Origin of the sequence: Burkholderia sp. MSh2 (genome assembly GCF_000731655.1) — a bacterium.
Lineage (GTDB): Bacteria > Pseudomonadota > Gammaproteobacteria > Burkholderiales > Burkholderiaceae > Burkholderia > Burkholderia paludis.
Genome location: NZ_JPGM01000034.1, coordinates 1 through 17,062, shown reverse-complemented (window position 1 = coordinate 17,062; position 17,062 = coordinate 1). Strand labels below are relative to the sequence as shown.

Sequence of the window (17,062 nt, the reverse complement as noted above, 5' to 3'; positions counted from 1 at the left end):
ACACTCGAAGCGGTCATCCGCCTCAAGTTTCCAGCGAATACCACGCGACGTCGCCGTCATCCAGCTCGCACTTCACCACGCGCGTGGCAATGAGATGGTTCATGCAGGCCACTGCCTCGCCGGTCGCAAGACTCAGTTGCTGTACATCCTGTTCCCCGATGGGACGACCGAACAGCGGGACAAACGCATCGACGATCCGCAGGGGGCCGGCCGCCATCGATTGGCGCAGCCGGTCGAGGGCGCGATCCTGTGCGGATTCGAGCGCGTGCAGGCGCTCATGCAACCCGTAGAAAGGCTCGTTGTGAGAAGGCAGCACCAGCACATCGTCGGGCACGCCGCGCATCAGCTTCCCGAGCGATGCGTACCACTCCTGCAGCGGGTTGGCTTCCGGTTCGCTCGCGAACACCGACACGTTCGACGAAATCTTCGGCAGCGCCTGGTCGCCGGAGATCAGCAGCTTCAGATCCGGGCAGTACAGGCTGACATGCTCGGGCGAATGGCCGCCGGTCGTGATGATTCGCCAGTCGCGCCCGCCCAGCCGGACCGTGTGGCCGTCCTGCAGGCGCCGATAACTGTCGGGCAGCGCGTGAATATGCTTGCCGAAGCTGCCGAAGCCGCTGCGATAGCCCTCGACGGCCGCCTCCGACCACCCTGCGCGCCGGCAAAACCGCACGCCGTCGGGCGGAGCCTCGCGGTTCGTGTCGGCATGCAATACCCGGCACGACAGGTATTCGAGGCGGCTCATGTGCAGCGGCACGCCGGCGCGCCGCGTCAACCACCCTGCCAGGCCAGCGTGATCCGGATGCATGTGCGTCGCGTACACCCCCTGGAGCGGCCGCGACAGGGGCCCCTGCGCCATCAGCGCCAGCCAGTCCGCCATGGTGTCGGGGGCGTTCAGGCCGGTGTCGACCAGCACCCAGCCGTCGGACGTGTCGATCGCCCATACGTTGATGTGGTCGAGCCTGAACGGCATCGGCAGCCGGATCCAGCGCACGCCGGGGGCAACCTCGACAGGATGGCGCGGCAACGGAGGGGCGAACGGGTAAAGAAGTGCCATGGCGTCGATCGAGAGCGTCGAATTTCCGTGGAGCCGACCTGCACGGAGTGCGGTTCGAGCACCCTCGCAGGCTGGCTCCGGGATCTGGAGAAAAGAGGCCGCGCCGACGTCGTTCGGCGCGGCCGGTGCGTCCCCGACGGATCGTCGTCCGAGCTGTCGGGGGAGGTGTCGTGCATGGTGGTCGATGATAGGGAGCAAATCGTGCGCACTCCGGTCCGTGGGGCCGGTTTTCCGGTCCGCGCGGCGCTCCGGCGCTCCGCCGCCTTGACTTCTTCCGTCGTCGCCCGCCCCGATCGGCCGGCGTCACCGCAAGCCGCTCGCGCGCGGCTTGCGGTGTGTGCGGATCAACCGCAACGTCGGCACGCGCACCCGGCAGCGAGCCCCGCTGGATACCGCGCGACCACCGAGAAAGCAGGGGCTGCCCGGTGCGCCCATTCGTCGAAACTGGCGACGACGCAGCCGCTAGAACGCATGACGGACGCCCAGCATGACCGCCGTCGTGCTCATGCCCGCCGCCACGGGCTGGCCGAACGTGATGGGCTGGTTCATCGTTCCGCGGTTGTTCACATGGCCCACCTGCCCGTAGACGAGCGTTGCCTTCGACAGGCTGTACTCCGCGCCGACGGCCACTTCGGTCGACTTGTTGGCCTGGTTGTTGCGATCCTTCAGGTAATACACGCCACTGGTCACCTTGAAGGCCGGCGAGAACTGATAGCCGAGGCCGGCCGAGTACAGGTCGAGGTTGACCAGTTCGGCATGCGCCGGATCCCTGCCGTTGGAATACGATGCGGAAGCGGAGAACGCGCGATACGTGTACAGCGCCCCCACGTAGACCAGGCGGTTGTTGGCCAGTCCGGTGGCCACCGTCGTCGGGCCGGGGTTCGTGTCGTGGCCGGCGTAGTAGCCCGCCGCGAGGCGAAGGCCATAGTTCGAGTATTTCAGCACGACGGATTCCCGCGTCCCCGCCTGGAAGCTGCCCGGCACCCCTCCCGGGGCATACTCGAGTTCCGCGGACACGCCGGCGAACTTCGGCGATTCATAGACGATCGCATTGCTGTCGTACAACGCGCCGAGTGGCGCGTTCGTGCTGATGCCCTGCCAGCCCGCCGCCTGGTTCATGCCGAGCCACGCGGTCAGCGTGCTGCCGAAGTAGTGGGCCCCTCGTACGTCCGTCTCGGCCATGGCATAGGCAATCGGCACGATCTGTCGACCGAAATTCAGTGTTCCGAACGGTCCGGATACGCCGACCATCGCAACCTGGTTGAACGGTGCGACCCCGCCCGGCGTGTCGGACAGATTGAACTTGCCGCTGCCGCTGTCGAATTCGCCTTGCAGCTTGAAATTGACGTGATACCCGCCGCCGATGTCCTCCGAACCCTTGAGTCCCCAGTAGCTGGCATAGATACCGCCATCCTTGTAGCGATAGACCTTGCCGAGGTTCGGCGCCGTCGGGCTCAGCGTGGCCGCCGATGTGCTCTGATAGAGCATCCCGGCATCGAGGACACCGTACAGCGTCACTGACGACTGTGCGTGAACGGCACTGCCTGTTGCCGCCAGAACGGCAGCAACGATCCATTTCAATTTCATTGCGTCTCCATTTTTTGCTTTGAAGCGGCCTGTCTCGACCGCTGTACCGACTGAATACGTCGACTACTTCGCCTCGGCGCCAACCACGCGCGCCGAGGTCGTCCCGGCCGCGTTCCGCGACTGGTTCGAGGTGGCACGGGAAACGGCGTTGTCCCTCTACGCTCCGTGCCAATACAGGTACCCGATCAACCCGGTGACGGCCCCCAGCGGGACCGCCGTTCCGGCCAGCGCGATCCGGCGCGCAAGCCGGATGCGCTCCATGTCGTCGTCCACACAAATGCGGGGTGCGACCAGCCAGACGCGCAGCTTGCTGGCAGCAGCTGCGACGAGGCCCAAAGCGGCCTTGACGAGCACCAGTGTCGAAACCGGCCACATGCGCACCATCAGCACCAAGCCCGTGACCACGGTGACCGCGATCAGCGGCGCCTCCGCGACGAGACCGATCCATCCATGCACGGCGCTGGCGGTACGGTGCGCCCCTGGCGCTCGCACGCGCGCCTCGACCGCCGCTTCCGCCGCCAGAACGACACACCATGCGGCGACGGCAGCGCCATGCAGTTCCTGCAGATTCATGTTCCATCCTTCGACGCGCGCATGCGGACGCAGCCTCCGATGCATGCCGCCGGTTCGACCCGGCCCCTGGTCAAGACACTATTCCTGCGCGACAACTGTCGCCGGTCATTTGCGATCAACAGTCGGTCATCCGGAGGACATGCTTCCGGACGCGAATCCGATCCAGTCGCAAACAGCGGCCTTGACAGCCCGCGGGACGTGCAAAAGAATGAGATCTTTGTGATCGCACCGACGTCATGCCTGTCCCCCATTCGCCACTCGCGGCCAGCCCAAGCCCCCGGACGCGCTCGCTGACGACGATTGGCGGGTACGCATTGGCGATCGCGAAAGCCCTGAACCGCTATGGCGTGGACGCCGGGCCGATATTCCGGGCCTTTCATGTCGACACCGCCATCGCAAACGATCCGATGTCGCGCCTGCCGGTCGACACCGTGACGCGGTTGTACAAAGCCTGCGTGGACGTCACGGGAGATCCGTACTTCGGCCTCACCGTGGCTCGCTTCATCCACATCTCGAATCTGCACGCACTGGGTTTCGGGCTGGCGGCCAGCAGCACCCTGATGGACTTCCTGAAACGGGTCGAGCGCTACTTCAAACTCGCGTCGCAAGTCGGAGAAGTCGCCCTGCAGCAGCGGGACGACGAGGTCGTGATGCGCGTCGAGCATCTGACTACCGTCTGCGGCGAGACCGAGGACGCATTCCTGGGTTTCCTGGTGTTGTCGATGCGGATGCTTCATCAGCCGGACTTCAACCCGCTGCACGTCGCGATGCGTCATCCCGCGCCGCCGCAGGGCGACGACGCGTATGTCCGGCTGTTTCGCGCGCCCGTCACGTTCGACGCGCCCTGCTCGGCATTGACGCTGCCGATGAGCGCACTGCAGCAACCGCTTGCCGGCGCATGCCCCGAACTTGCCCTTCACAACGACAGTCTTGCGCGGGAGTATCTCGCGCGCCTCGACAAGGGCGACGTCGTCGCCGCGACCCGTCAGAAGATCATCGAATTCCTGCCCACGGGCGAATGCACGCGCGATCGCGTGGCCCATGCCATGCTCATGAGCGCGAGCACGCTGCAGGCGCGCCTTGCCCGTCACGACCGGAGCTTCCAGTCGCTGCTCGACGAAACGCGCAAGGATCTGGCCTGTCAGTACGTGTTGCAGCCGATCCGGTCGATTACCGAAATCACCTTTCTGCTCGGCTTCACGGACAGCAGCAATTTCACGCGCGCCTTCAAGCGATGGACCGGTCACTCGCCGTCGGACTTCCGCGGCAACAAGGCAGCCTCGCAATCGACGGACGAGCACGCCGCATCGGCCGCGGAGCGCGCCCTGACACCCTGATTCAATCGGGTTGCATGCACAACCGATCACGGCGCCGGACGTGGCATCCATCGCCGTCCGGCATGACGCACGTTCTCGACATCATTCGTCGACGGGCAAGTCGGGGAAACGAACGCGGCATGGCCTCGCGGTGGCGACGGGCCGGGCGACTCCGCTTCCGGAGCGCAACGCCGGCTCGAGCGACGCCCCTGCCAGCGATGCCGGCGAGGCACGGACAAGAGCCGCGCGTCATGAACGAGCGTGCCTGGACATCGGGTTCCGGACGCTGCCGGGCCACATCGCAGGCATGACTAGCGCCTTGGCCTGGAGCAGACGCCAGCAAAACGTGGAAAACCGCACGGGTTCCCGGCCGGGCGGCCCCGGCAGGTCGACTGCCGCGCCGGAACCCGCCGGCTCGGGCACGCTCATGCCGGTTTTCCCGATGTGCGAGCCGTTACGAACCGCCGAACGGCTTCTGCACGGTCAGCTTGTTGGTCACGGAGCTGACGCCGGGCACCCCCTTCGCGATCTCCGCGACCTCATCGACCTGCGCGGCGTCCGTGACCGTGCCGTTCAGCGTCACCGCGCCGCCTTTCGCGACGATGCTGATATTGCCGGCGCTGATCTTCTTGTGCTTGCCGATGGCGGCATACACCTTGCGGCGCAGTGCGCGATTGGCTTTCCTCGTGCTGACGGATGCGACCGTGCCTTGCGCAACGGACGCAGCCGGCACACTGGCGGAAGCGCCGGCAGCCTGGTTCGGCTGCGACCGTGCGTTGCCGGAAACGGCCAGAATCAAAGCGGCAATCGCCAACGCACGTACCTGAATCCTTGTCATCGAATACTCCGTTTGTCGTGAAGAGTGGAATCGGAACGGGACCGCCGTCAGTCGACGCCCGCCGGCGCGTCACGGCGCGCTGTCTAGCTGACCTTGCGCTGCATGTTTTGCCAGTACCGGTCCTTGACCACGCGCCGCAGAACCTTGCCGACCACCGAGGTCGGCAATTGCTCGACAAATACGATCGACTTCGGCGCCTTGTAGCTCCCGAGTTTTTCCTTGGCGTGTGCGACAAGTTCGGCGGCTTCGACCGAAGCACCAGGACGCAGCACCACTTCCGCATGCACGGCCTCCCCCCACTCCGGATGCGGAATGCCGACCACCGCACACATCATGACGGCCGGATGGGAGGCCAGCGCGGCTTCGACTTCGACCGCATAGACGTTGAAGCCGCCGCTGATGATCATGTCTTTCAACCGGTCGACGATGTACAGATAGCCGTCTTCGTCGATGTAGCCGAGGTCGCCCGACTTCCACGCCCCGTCGGAGAACTCGGCGGCCGTCGTTTCGGGATTGTTGTAGTACCCCTTGATAACAGCCCGGCTACGGATGCGGATTTCGCCGGATTGGCCGATGGGCAGCGGCTTGCCATGCTCGTCGGTGATATAAACCTCGACGCCCGGCGTCGTGCGTCCCGCCGAAGACAAGTGCTTGGTGCCGCTGCCCGTTGTACGCGCAATCTCGTGCCCGGCCTTGTCGAGTGCCGACACGAAAATGGGAACTTCGGTGGCGGCGTAGATTTGCGCGAAGATGAGGCCAAAGCACCCGATCAGTTCCTCGAGCTTCGCGGGACTCATCGGCGCGGCCGCGTAGATCAGGGTGTTCAGCGACGAGAGATTGCGTGGGTTCGCGCGCTGCAACTCGAGCAGACGGTACAGCACGGTCGGCACCAGGAACGAATGGGTCACGCACTGCCGCTCGGCCGTTTCCCGCCATTGCTCGAGATCGAGCTGATTGAGCGTGATGTTGGCGCCGCCGGCATAGAAAGTCAGTATGAAAGCGACCATGGCCCCATGCGAGAGCGGCGCCACGTGCAACATACGTGTGCGGTCGTCGAAGCCGAAATCCGGGTTGCGGAAGCCGCCATCGCGGCAAGCCATCAGATTGTCGATCGAATACATCGCGCATTTGCCCTGGCCGGTCGTGCCGCCGGTGAAGCGCAGCATGCAGATGTGCTCGTCGTCGTCCAGCTCCACATCGGCGTCGAGTTCGGACGCTGCGTCAACCAGATGCCGGAACGCACGCACGCCGGGCCGTGCGGCCTGTTCCGGCGTCAGGTCGTCCATGACGACGATCTCGCAACCGGCCGCACGCAGCATGTCGTAGTAGCCGTCGAGCAGGCGCGTTTCAATGAATACGACTTTCGGCCTGACCAGTTCGATCTGCCGCGCATGCTCTTCCGGCGCATCGCGCAGGTTGGTCATGACCACCGTGCCTTCCTGCTTGAGGACGGTCGGCAGCATCATCAGGCTCAGGTTGTCGTTTTCCAGGATGAGCAGGAACCTGTCACCCTTGCCGACCCCGAGCGCGTTGCGCAGCGCATCGGCGATGCGGTTGGTCAACAGGTGGTACTCGTGGTAGCTGTAGCTGCGACCGCGCTCCACATTGACGATCGCCTGCCGATCGCGAAAGCGCAACGTCATCAGGCGCATGACGCGGCAAAAGTTCATCTTCACCGATGTGTCTCCTTGGTTCTTTGCCCTCCCTCGCCCTGGAGGAAGGGCTGCCATGCCGCCGGCGGCGTGCGTTCAGCGCGCGCGCAGGCGCGATGCCGCGTCCAGACGGATGGTGTCCGCGTTGAGGTACGCGTTTTCGATGATGAACGCGCAGCAGTGCGCGAACTCCCGCATGTCGCCGAGACGTCGGGGCGCCTCGATCTGCGACGTCAGCGCATTGACGATCTTTTCGTCTAGCGACTTCACCATCGGCGTCAGGAACAGGCCCGGCGCGATGGCGTTCACCCGGATACCGACGTCACCGAGTTCCCGCGCCGCCGGCATGTTCATGCCGAGCAGCGCGGCCTTGGAGGCCGCATAGGCCACTTGACCGATCTGCGCCTCGTAGGCGGCGCCCGACGAGATGTTGATCACGACGCCGCGCTCTTCCCCGGCTTCCGGCTCGTTCGCGGCCATCTGCTCGGCGCACTTCGACATCACGTTGAACACGCCGTTGACGTTGACCGCCGTCACTTGCGCGAACTTCGCCAGCGGCGTGGCCTTGCCGTCCTTGCCCAGCACCTTGCACGGCGTGGGCAGCGCCGCGCAGTTGATGCAGACATGCACCGTGCCGAAGCGGGCGGTCACGGCCGCGACCGCGTTTTGTACGGACTCCTCGCTGGAGACGTCGGTCTGCACGAACAGTGTGCGTTCGGCGCCGATCTCTTCCACGGCCCGGGCGCCCGCTTCAGCGTTCAGGTCGAAGATGGCGACGCGCGCGCCCTTTTCCTGTGCCAGATAGCGCGCCGTCGCAAGGCCGAGGCCCGACGCGCCGCCGGTAATGACGACGACTTTTCCTTCGATACGCATGATGTTTCCTGTGACTGGGGGTCTTAGAACGCCGGTACGCCGGTCAACGCGCGCCCGATGATGAGTTGCTGGATCTGGGTCGTGCCTTCCGGAATCGGCGTGACGATTGCCTCGCGTGCGAGCTTCTCGACGAGGAATTCGGTCGTGACGCCGTTACCGCCGTGAATCTGCACCGCCTGGCGGGCGATCTTCACCGCCGCTTCGCACGCGAAATACTTGGCCATCGCCGCCTCCATCTCGGCCGGCACGCCGGCTTCGATCATCGACGCCGCGCGGTAGGTCAGCAGGCGCGCAGCGTCCACGTGGGTCGCCATTTCCGCGAGCATCGCCGCGATCAACTGGTGGCCCGCGATGACCTTGCCGTGCTGGCGCCGCTCCGTCGCATAGCGAACCGCCTCTTCGAGCGCCCGTCGGGCGATGCCCAGCCCCTGGGCCGCGACGAATACGCGCGACCGCTCGAACAGCGAAAGCGTATTGCGCAGCCCCTCGCCTTCGTTGCCGATCATGTTGGAGGCCGGCACCCGCACATCGGTCAGGAAGATCTGCGCGGTGGACTGGCTGTTGAAGCCGATCTTGTGGATACCGCGTACCTCGTACGGGTGTTCCTTGCGGTCGAGCAGAAAATGGGTCAGCCCCTTGCGCGGATCGTCGCTGGTACGGCACGTACAGATCAGGAAATCCGAGTACTCCCCGTTGCTGATCCAGGTCTTTTCGCCGTTGATGATGAAATGATCGCCGTCGCGGCGTGCCCGCGTCCTGATCTCCAGCACGTTGGAGCCGACATCGGGTTCCGAAATGCCCATCGAGACGAAGCTGTCTCCGCTCAACAGGCCGGGCAGGTAGCGCTCGCGCAAATGCGCGGGCGCTACCTTCTCGAGCAGCACGACGCCGAACGAATTGATCAGTACCGGCACCGAAAGATCCGCCGAAGTGGTCGCCACTTCCTCGAACAGCATCAGCGAGGTCAGCCAGTCCAGGCCCAGGCCGCCGTTGGCTTCGCTCGCGATGCCCGACACCAGCCCGAACTCCGTCAGCCGGCGCATGATGTCGGCCATCCTGTCGCGCGGCACGAACTGGTCGCGGTATTGCTTGCTGAAAACCGGATCGATCTCGGCGTCGAGGAAGCGTCGCAGTCCATCGACGGCCGCCTGCTGCTCTTCGGTGCGGAATACGTGTCCCATGGCGGTCTCCCTATTGTTTTGCCAGGATGTTGACGCCGACCACGGCCTCTTCGATGCCGTAAAGGCCGCCGCCGTTTTCCTGGATGGCGATCCGGGCGTCTTGAACCTGACGCTGCCCGGCTTCGCCGCGCAATTGCGTCACCAGTTCGTGAATCTGGCCGAGGCCGGTTGCACCGATCGGGTGGCCTTTCGATTCGAGCCCCCCGGACGGGTTGATCGGAATGCGTCCGCCAACCGTAAAGTCGCCGCGTTCGGCCGCGGGGCCGCCTTCTCCGAGGGGCACCAGCATCAGCGATTCGGCGTTGAGGATCTCGCCGATCGCCGATGCATCGTGTACCTCGGCGACGTCGACGTCCTCCGGCGCGACGCCGGCCTGTTCGTACGCTTTCGTCGCCGCCAGACGGGCGATGATCTTGTGCGGCTCATCGACGCCGCGCGTGATGCCGGTCTGAATGACGCTGGCCAGCACGCGCACCGCGCGACCCGCCTCGCCCTGCAGGCGCTTCAGGCCGGCGGCGGTGCACAGCACGGCGGCGGCCGCGCCGTCGCTGATCGGCGAGCACATGGCCGTCGTCAACGGATAGGTGATCGGCGGCGAACCCAGCACCTGCTCGATCGTCATGGGCTGCTGGAATTGCGCCAGCGGGTTGTGCACCGAGTGCTGGTGGTTCTTGGCCGCGACCGCGGCGATCTGGCGCTGCGTGGTGCCATGGCGCTTCATGTGGTTGCGGGCGATGGCCGCATAGACGTCCATGAACACGCTGTAGGGACGGTCGGACTGGGTGCCGGGCGGAGGCTCCACGCCTTCGCCCAGTGCCAGCAGCGTCTTCTTGTTTTCCTCGACGGTCGAGACGTCCCAGCCGCCGTCGAACACGGCAAACATCTTGGCCTTCTCGGCGATATTCATCTTTTCCGCACCGACGGCCAGCGCCACGTCGCAGGCCCCCGCGCGCAGCGCCTGCACCGCGAGGCTGAATGCCGACGAGCCGGAGGCACAGGCGTTTTCGACGGAGAACACCGGAATGCCCGCGATGCCGAGGCGACGCATCGCGATCGGCCCGGGAATCGCGCTCTGCCCCTGGAACGGGCCATTGGTCAGCGTCGCATAGAATGCCGAGCCGATGTCCGCGGCCTCCGCACCGGCGTCCTTCAATGCCAGCGTGACGGCCTCGCCGACCATGTCGTACACGCTGCGGTCGAGCAAGCGTCCGAACGGCGTCATACCGACGCCGGCAACATAGATATCGTTCATGTAATTCCGACTGAGGAATGAGAAAGGCAGGATGACTGAACCGGGCGGGCTCAACGGCCCTGGAATCGCGGCGCGCGCTTTTCGGCGAATGCCTGCAAACCCTCCTGCAGGTCGAAGCTGCGCAGATGGCGACGCAGCATGACTTGCTCGTGCAGCAACGCGTCGTCCCGGCTCTTGTCGCCGGAGGAACGCGCGACAGCCTTCATGCGCCGCAGCACGACGGGGCTCTTGCCGGCGATCTGGCCGGCCAGCTTCATCGTCGCGTCGGACAATTCGGCGTCGGGATGCACTTCGGAGACGAAACCGTACGCCTTCATCTCGGTCGCCGACAGCGTCTTGCCGGTCAACAGCAGATACATGGCGACGTTCTGGGGAATCAGGCGCGGCAAGACCGCCGCGCCGCCGGCGCCGGGATAGACGCCGAAGTTGGCATGGGCGTCCCCGATCGCGGCGCTCTCCGCGGCGACGACGATGTCGGCGCACATGGCCAGCTCCAGGCCCCCGGCCATCGTGACGCCGTTGAGTGCGGCGATCACCGGCTTGGAGAAATTGCGCAGGCGTGCGAGCGTTGCGTCGGCCCGGTCGAGGAAATCCGCTTCACCCACCTCCGCATGCTGACTTGCCAGCACCTCCTTCAGATCCGCGCCGGCGCAGAATGCGGGGCCGGTGCCGGTCAGGACCAGGACGCGAATGGCGTCGTCGGCGTCGATCTGGGCCAGCCGGCGGTCCAGTTCGGTCAGCAGCGCGATATTCAGCGCGTTCATCGCCTTGGGACGGTTCAGCGTCAGGCGCGCAACCGCGCCGGTGGTTTCAAACAGCAATGCGTCTTCGATCATGACGTCTCCGGGTTATCTTGGAATGGTGTCGTAGCGGAGAGGCGCAGACCTGCCCGCGATAGGAAACGATCATAGGCAGGGGGACATGAGCGCGCGGCTCTTTGGAGCGAAAAGTGCATTCCGCAAAGCGATCCGCCCCGACCGGCGACGGGATGCGCCGGTGAACGGGCGGCCATGGCCGGGAGGGGGCCGTTCCCGCGCGGTCGAATGGCGGCGGTCGCGAGCGCGCCGGGCACGGTTCGGCAGCGGTGTAGAATCGGCGTCACCCCGTCCATCGACATCGCCGCGCCTTGAAACCCGACCGCCCCCCCTCCCACGTCGCGACGCAGGAAGCGACGACCATAGGCGGGTACTGCACGGCAATTGCCAAGACCCTGCAAGCCAGCGGCATGGACAGCGAGCGCATTTTTCGCTCCGTCGGCGTGCAACCCCACATGGTGAACGGCCCGATGGTCCGGCTGCCCGTCGCCACGCTGACCAGGCTATACCGCGCCTGCGTCGAGGCGACCCACAATCCGTATTTCGGCTTGTCGGTGGCCCGCCATATCCATATCTCCCACTTGCATGCGCTCGGCTACGCACTCGCCGCCAGCAGCACGCTCCTCGACTTCTGCCGCCGGCTGGAGCAGTACTTCCGGCTCGTGTCGCAGGCGGCAACCGTTCGCGTGATCGAAGACGGCAATACGATCGCGGTGCGCGCCGCCGATTTCAGGATCGAGGTCTGCGGCGAAACCGAGGATGCGTTCGTCGGGTTCCTGGTGCATACGATGCGCATGTTGTACAAACCGGGGTTCAACCCGCTGTCCGTGGAATTCCATCGACCGATGCCGCTTGAAGGCGACGAGCCGTACCGTACATTGATGCGGGCGCCGGTCAGTTTTTCGAATCCGGCCACGACGCTGACATTCGACAGGCAGGAATTGATGCAGCCGCTCGGCGGCGCCTGCCCGGAGCTGGCGCAGGTCAACGACAACATCGCGAATCAATATCTCGCCCGTCTGGACAAGAGCGACGTGGTGACCGGCGTCACGCAGAAGATCATCGAATTGCTGCCCTCCGGCGACTGCAGCAGGGAGAAGGTGGCCGAAGCATTGTGCATGAGCCCCGCTACCCTGCAGGTGCGGTTGGCGCAGCGCGGCACGCATTTCCTGCAGATCATGGACGATACGCGCCGGGAACTGGCCTGCAATTACATCCAGCGCCGCACAAGCTCCGTAACCGAAATCGCGTTCTTGCTCGGATTCACCAGCACCAGCAATTTCGCCCGCGCATTCAAGCGATGGACCGGCTTGTCGCCGACGCAGTTTCGGGATGCGCCACCCGAGCAGCAGGTTTTGTCGCAGTAGCCACGATCCATCGACGCCCTGACGGCGGCTTGCACCTGTTCGGGCTCACGTGGAGGTGCGCATATCTGGCGCACACGTCAGGCCGACGATTGAACTTCGCTACCTCGCGGATAACGACCAGCGGATGCGAACCAGCGGACGGAAGCGTTACCGCGCGAGGCAATACAAAACGTCCGGACACCCCTCCTCGTTTCCACTTCCATCGCCATATGCGACGGCAACGAACCCGTGCCGCTCATAAAACGCGGCGGCGTCACGGTTCATCCGGAACGTATGGAGCTGGAGCCGGCCGTCGGTCCGCGACTTTACCGACGCCAGCAGGCGAGTGCCAATCCCTTGCCGTTTGAGCCCGGGGCACACGTACAGCTGGTCAACCCATGCCACGCCATCGGTGACGGAGTGCGCGGCCATGCCGACGATGCAGTCGTCGCTCACGGCGACTGTGACGTTACCCGACGGGACCAGCACGTTGGCGATCCACTCCCGGACGGCCGTTTCGGCGTGCGCGAGCGGCGCATACGATGCCAGCGTGTTGCGGGACCGCAGGTAGACTTCCGCCACTTCTGCGGCATCGGCCGGGGTCGCCCGGCGCAGGATCAACGGCATGTAACGGCCACGCCGGGATGATCGGCCATTGCGGAACGATCCCGACACGGTATCGGTTGCCCCGGAAGCTGTTCGCATTCAATGCGATGTGTTTGCATCTCGTTTCTTGCGTGGACACGCCAGGATGATCCGGGCGTTACCGGACCATGGGGTACGGGTAAGAATCGAATCGGTGTTATCCATCGGGCAACGCAGGCGAACGGCCGCTATGTTCCCGACACAAGCCGCTTGACCTCTTCAACTACTTCACCCGCCAGCGTTTCCGGCACGCCCCAGTAATCGAAGATTCCGCCATCGGCCTGATTCTGTCCGCATGTCACAAACAAGCCGGTGCCGAATCGATTCTTGAGATGCGAGGCCAGCCAGCCTACGAAGCCGCTGTTGTCCGCTCCCGCCGGAAAGTGGAACCGGAAGATGCCGAACCGTTCCTTCTGCGAGCCGTCGCTCGGAACAAGCTGACTCCACACGTTGTCGTCTCGTACCAGCGCGAGTGCGTCGGCCCGCACAGCCGCCGGAAACTGATCCAGCGGAAATTCAACGAACGCATACGTCCCGGAGTACACCCGTAGTCGCGACTCGGTCATGACGCGCCGGAGACGGCTCTCCGTTTGTTCGACGGTCTCATGCGAAATATCAACCATGGCTGCTCCGATCAAAAGTGGGGAATCGGTCAAATCATCAACATGCGCACGAAAGGAATTGATCTTATCAGCGATATAAAGCCATCACAGTCGAATGGTCGTCACGGGTAATCGGGCAAGTCTGGTCAGACGCGCCGTGAGAAGATGAGCGGCCTTTGGCCGGCTTTGGCCGAGGCACGTCGATGGGAATCCCTTGCCCGGAACTTAAAGCATGCGCGACCTCCAATCCGGGAAATCCGGAGAAATCCGCACTTTTCCGCACTCCGGGAAAGAAGCGCGATTTTCGACCGTGCATCAAGCGGTCATGCACACGATTTCACCCGTGCCCAATGCGGGCTGCCTGTATCGCATCACCCTTTCGCCCAAAGGCGGGTAATATCCCGTTCCGCGTTGCGACGGTAAAGCGCCTGTGAGAAAGTACCGATTCTTCCCGAGTCTGCGGCCATTCCATGACGTTCTCGTTCAAGTGCATAACCTGCGGTAAAACGCATCACGGCATGCCGAGCTTCGGCGCGAATGCGCCTTTCAGCTATTACGAGGTACCCGCCGCGGACAGGGCGCGTCGCTGTTCGCTCGGCAGCGACGACTGCGTCATCGATGAAAGCATGTTCTTCGTCCGCGGATGCATTGAAATACCGGTGCACGAGAGTAACGAGCCGTTCTCCTGGGGAGTGTGGCTCTCGCTGAGCGAGTCCAGCTTCATGGAATGGGTGCGGACATTCGATATCGCGCATCGATCGGATGTCGGCCCGTTTTTTGGCTGGCTCAATACGCGTCTCGACATCTATCCGGAAACGCTCAATCTCAAGACGATGGTGCATCTGCGCGACAACGGCATACGGCCGTATGTCGAGCTGGAGCCCGGCGAGCATCCACTTGCGATCGAGCAACGCAACGGCATTTCACCCGGGCGGGTCGAACAGATTTACCGCATACTGATGCACCCGGACAGCCCGGCGCAATAGCGGCTCAAGGCGAGTGTCGCGGTCACGCCCGGCGATTTCCGGTTGCCGGCCCCGCATGCGGTGTTCCGGCCATCCCGGCCGTGACAGGCGCCTTGCTTGCAGCGGCCGAACGACATCGCGCGCCGGGATCGCTTCGGCCACCTTCACGACCGTGCGGCCGATTGGAGATGCGTTGGGCGTCGCCGTCTTCGGTGCAAGCATTGCGGGCATTCCGTGCGTGTTCGTCGTTTGCGCGTGCGCGAGCGCCCTCGCCTGCATCGTCTCCCTGATCGGCATCGGCCGACCTGACGGCGCCGTCAAACCTGCTTGAACGACGCGCTTTCGTCACGAAGCGGATGCGGTAAAGCTACGTGCCCATGCCGAACCTGCCGAGGCACAAGCGCGCCATCGCCATTTTTCGGATCGTCAACGCCGACGGCATAGTCGGTGCCTCGCACGCTTTTTCAACCATCGGCCGATGCTCTGGTCCGGTTCCGGCTTCGATGCCCTGGTCGAACTGCACCAGCGTGCTTCGCCAGCGCAGGAATGGCGAAACCGATTACACCAGCACGCGCTGATCAAGATACGGCTTGCCGCCGCGCGAATGAATGACCGATGCGCCCCGCGATTCGAGGACGGGCAGGTCAGCCAGTGCATTGACCACATGCTGCAGGGTCGGCAGATCGCCCCAGGTTGCACGGTGGAACTGCACGGCACCGATGCCTTCCTGCCGGCGCTCGATCGTCCTGTCGGGATCGGCGGACGGTGTAAGCGTCACCTGATTGATCTCGGCTTGCCCCCATGCGCCCGTTTGCGGGACATATTTCAGCATCAGCGTGCCATCCGCGTGAGCCGCCGTCGATGCAGACGGCGCATCGCTCAGTTCGGCAACCGACAGATCCAGGAAACGGAACCCCATCCAGCCGGCGGCGCATGTCTGTGTTCCGTTCCACAGGCGCGGCTCGGCTATCTCGGCATAGAGCTTGGGATGTCCGATCTCGTCGCGACCGGAAATGATCGGGTCGGCGAGGTTTTCCCAGACGACCGCGAGAAACCGGCCGGTCGCCCGATCCCGCCGGCCGGTAAAGCTCGCCGGCCAGCCGACGTGAATCATGCTGTAGCCGCGCCCGGCTAACCAGTCGATTTCCGTCAGGTAGTGAAATTCGATTGAAACGACAGGTTCGCCGGCAAGCGTGAAGCCCTCCGGCAGGTGTCGTTCGAGCATCTTTGCATCGGTCAGGAAGTTCACGGCGACCGACAGGCGACGTGGGCTGAGTTTCGGATCGGTCGAGACGCCGTCGGGTAACTGCCGTGGCCCTGGCACAGGCCCGAAATGCGTAGGCATCCGATATATTTTTCCTGCCTTGAACTGATAGCTCACGTGGTGGCTCCCGGCGTTGATGTATTGAGAATCGGTTGAGACGGATGCGTCCGGATAAAGCCCGGACTCCGCTGGTTCTGGTCCGAAAGGCGTCGAGTGCAGCAGACATCTCGATGGCAGCGTGCCCGAGGGACGCCTTGACGATCTGGTCGTCAGTTCGCTCCAGCCAGTCACGACGCGCGCTCGATCAATCAATCAAGCAGTAGCACGGTCAATTCCGATTTTCCTCGAACCGAGCATCGGTCAAAAGAATAGCGGCGAGTGCGCTGCCTGGAAACCGCATGAGAAATATTTCAGTGATTTTGTTTTTCAATGGATATCGAGGCGATGCAGGGGTAATACCCCCGCTTTTAACGCGAGTCAGAAGTAGAGGCTAAGCGGCCATGGCCAGCCGCTGTTTTGGCGTTACGCCACCAAGGCCCATGTTGGGGCGCTCATGATTGTATTGCCACATCCATTCCGTGGCGAACTGCTGGATGTGCTCAAGGTCGTCCCAGTAGTACTGGGACAGCCATTCATAGCGTACCGTGCGGTTGAAGCGCTCCACGTAGGCGTTCTGCTGCGGCTTGCCCGGCTGGATGTAGTTCAACGCGATACCGTGCTGGCCGGCCCATTGCGTGATCGCCTCACTCAGGTACTCCGGTCCGTTGTCGCACCGTATCGCCGCCGGCCTTCCCCGCCATCCCATGATCTGCTCCAGGGCTCTTATGACACGGGCAGAAGGTAGCGAGAAGTCGATCTCGATGCCCAGGGCTTCCCGGTTGAAGTCGTCTATGACGTTGAGCAGCCGAATACTTCGGCCGTCCTTCAACTGGTCGTGCATGAAATCCATCGACCACACAGCGTTCACCGACATCGGTACGACCAGTGGCTCCGGCGCCTGCCGCACAAGCCGCTTACGCGGTTTGATGCGGAGATTCAGCTCGAGCTCGCGATAGATGCGGTAGATCCTCTTATGATTCCACCCGAAGCCCTTCAC

18 protein-coding genes are annotated in these 17,062 nt (G+C 64.0%); 5 read left to right on the top strand and 13 right to left on the bottom strand.

The annotated features are described in order from the left end of the window. Positions 1-22 precede the first annotated feature (22 nt). The 3 genes from GQ57_RS21910 to GQ57_RS21900 all read right to left on the bottom strand — a co-directional run bounded on the left by GQ57_RS21910 (position 23) and on the right by GQ57_RS21900 (position 3,217). Positions 23-973 carry an MBL fold metallo-hydrolase gene (locus tag GQ57_RS21910; protein WP_235215106.1) on the bottom strand — a complete coding sequence of 317 codons (951 nt, stop codon included), beginning with the start codon at positions 971-973 and terminating at the stop codon, positions 23-25. Between the two features lie 546 nt (positions 974-1,519). Continuing rightward, on the bottom strand, positions 1,520-2,644 hold the full coding sequence (locus GQ57_RS21905; protein WP_031397892.1) for a porin: 1,125 nt from the start codon (positions 2,642-2,644) through the stop codon (positions 1,520-1,522). A gap of 156 nt (positions 2,645-2,800) precedes the next feature. Next, positions 2,801-3,217, bottom strand: coding sequence for a hypothetical protein (locus GQ57_RS21900; RefSeq protein ID WP_031397893.1), 417 nt, complete (start codon positions 3,215-3,217; stop codon positions 2,801-2,803). A gap of 236 nt (positions 3,218-3,453) precedes the next feature. Between GQ57_RS21900 and GQ57_RS21895 the strand changes: the two genes are divergently transcribed. Next, the gene (locus GQ57_RS21895; RefSeq protein WP_081896736.1) at positions 3,454-4,554 is read left to right on the top strand and encodes an AraC family transcriptional regulator; all 1,101 of its coding nucleotides are present in this window, start codon (positions 3,454-3,456) and stop codon (positions 4,552-4,554) included. Positions 4,555-4,987: 433 nt separating this feature from the next. Here the strand turns inward: GQ57_RS21895 and GQ57_RS21890 are convergent, their stop codons facing one another. The 6 genes from GQ57_RS21890 to GQ57_RS21865 form a co-directional block, all read right to left on the bottom strand. Next, positions 4,988-5,371, bottom strand: a complete 384-nt coding sequence (locus GQ57_RS21890) for a BON domain-containing protein (protein WP_034198987.1) — start codon at positions 5,369-5,371, stop codon at positions 4,988-4,990. 83 nt (positions 5,372-5,454) lie between these two features. Further along, positions 5,455-7,041 (bottom strand): class I adenylate-forming enzyme family protein, encoded by a 1,587-nt coding sequence (locus GQ57_RS21885; RefSeq protein ID WP_235215109.1) that lies wholly within the window; start codon positions 7,039-7,041, stop codon positions 5,455-5,457. A gap of 78 nt (positions 7,042-7,119) precedes the next feature. Beyond that, positions 7,120-7,896 (bottom strand): SDR family NAD(P)-dependent oxidoreductase, encoded by a 777-nt coding sequence (locus GQ57_RS21880; RefSeq protein WP_031397897.1) that lies wholly within the window; start codon positions 7,894-7,896, stop codon positions 7,120-7,122. Between the two features lie 23 nt (positions 7,897-7,919). Continuing rightward, positions 7,920-9,077: an acyl-CoA dehydrogenase family protein gene (locus GQ57_RS21875; protein WP_031397898.1), complete on the bottom strand. Its 1,158-nt coding sequence runs from the start codon at positions 9,075-9,077 to the stop codon at positions 7,920-7,922. A 10-nt stretch (positions 9,078-9,087) separates the two neighbouring features. After that, a complete protein-coding gene (locus GQ57_RS21870; protein ID WP_031397899.1) occupies positions 9,088-10,329 on the bottom strand; it encodes a thiolase family protein in 1,242 nt (413 codons plus the stop codon). A 50-nt stretch (positions 10,330-10,379) separates the two neighbouring features. Further along, positions 10,380-11,165 (bottom strand): enoyl-CoA hydratase/isomerase family protein, encoded by a 786-nt coding sequence (locus GQ57_RS21865; RefSeq protein ID WP_034198985.1) that lies wholly within the window; start codon positions 11,163-11,165, stop codon positions 10,380-10,382. Between the two features lie 290 nt (positions 11,166-11,455). On the opposite strand from GQ57_RS21865, the gene GQ57_RS21860 reads away from it, so the two are divergent. Then, positions 11,456-12,511 carry an AraC family transcriptional regulator gene (locus GQ57_RS21860; RefSeq protein ID WP_034198984.1) on the top strand — a complete coding sequence of 352 codons (1,056 nt, stop codon included), beginning with the start codon at positions 11,456-11,458 and terminating at the stop codon, positions 12,509-12,511. A 147-nt stretch (positions 12,512-12,658) separates the two neighbouring features. Here the strand turns inward: GQ57_RS21860 and GQ57_RS21855 are convergent, their stop codons facing one another. Both GQ57_RS21855 and GQ57_RS21850 read right to left on the bottom strand, forming a co-directional pair. Continuing rightward, entirely contained in the window at positions 12,659-13,117 is a 459-nt protein-coding gene (locus GQ57_RS21855) for a GNAT family N-acetyltransferase (protein WP_034198983.1), read from the bottom strand. Between the two features lie 206 nt (positions 13,118-13,323). After that, positions 13,324-13,758: a DUF6196 family protein gene (locus GQ57_RS21850; RefSeq protein ID WP_031397903.1), complete on the bottom strand. Its 435-nt coding sequence runs from the start codon at positions 13,756-13,758 to the stop codon at positions 13,324-13,326. A 211-nt stretch (positions 13,759-13,969) separates the two neighbouring features. On the opposite strand from GQ57_RS21850, the gene GQ57_RS43100 reads away from it, so the two are divergent. The 3 genes from GQ57_RS43100 (at position 13,970) to GQ57_RS43095 (ending at position 15,033) form a co-directional block, all read left to right on the top strand. Continuing rightward, entirely contained in the window at positions 13,970-14,134 is a 165-nt protein-coding gene (locus GQ57_RS43100; RefSeq protein WP_160257547.1) for a hypothetical protein, read from the top strand. A 73-nt stretch (positions 14,135-14,207) separates the two neighbouring features. Continuing rightward, positions 14,208-14,723, top strand: a complete 516-nt coding sequence (locus GQ57_RS21845; RefSeq protein ID WP_034198982.1) for a DUF2199 domain-containing protein — start codon at positions 14,208-14,210, stop codon at positions 14,721-14,723. A 172-nt stretch (positions 14,724-14,895) separates the two neighbouring features. After that, positions 14,896-15,033, top strand: coding sequence for a hypothetical protein (locus GQ57_RS43095; RefSeq protein WP_160257546.1), 138 nt, complete (start codon positions 14,896-14,898; stop codon positions 15,031-15,033). A 228-nt stretch (positions 15,034-15,261) separates the two neighbouring features. Here the strand turns inward: GQ57_RS43095 and GQ57_RS21840 are convergent, their stop codons facing one another. Both GQ57_RS21840 and GQ57_RS21835 read right to left on the bottom strand, forming a co-directional pair. Beyond that, positions 15,262-16,083, bottom strand: a complete 822-nt coding sequence (locus GQ57_RS21840; RefSeq protein WP_152603323.1) for an acetoacetate decarboxylase family protein — start codon at positions 16,081-16,083, stop codon at positions 15,262-15,264. A gap of 373 nt (positions 16,084-16,456) precedes the next feature. Next, the coding region (locus tag GQ57_RS21835; RefSeq protein WP_034198980.1) for an IS3 family transposase at positions 16,457-17,062 on the bottom strand (606 nt) is incomplete at its 5' end.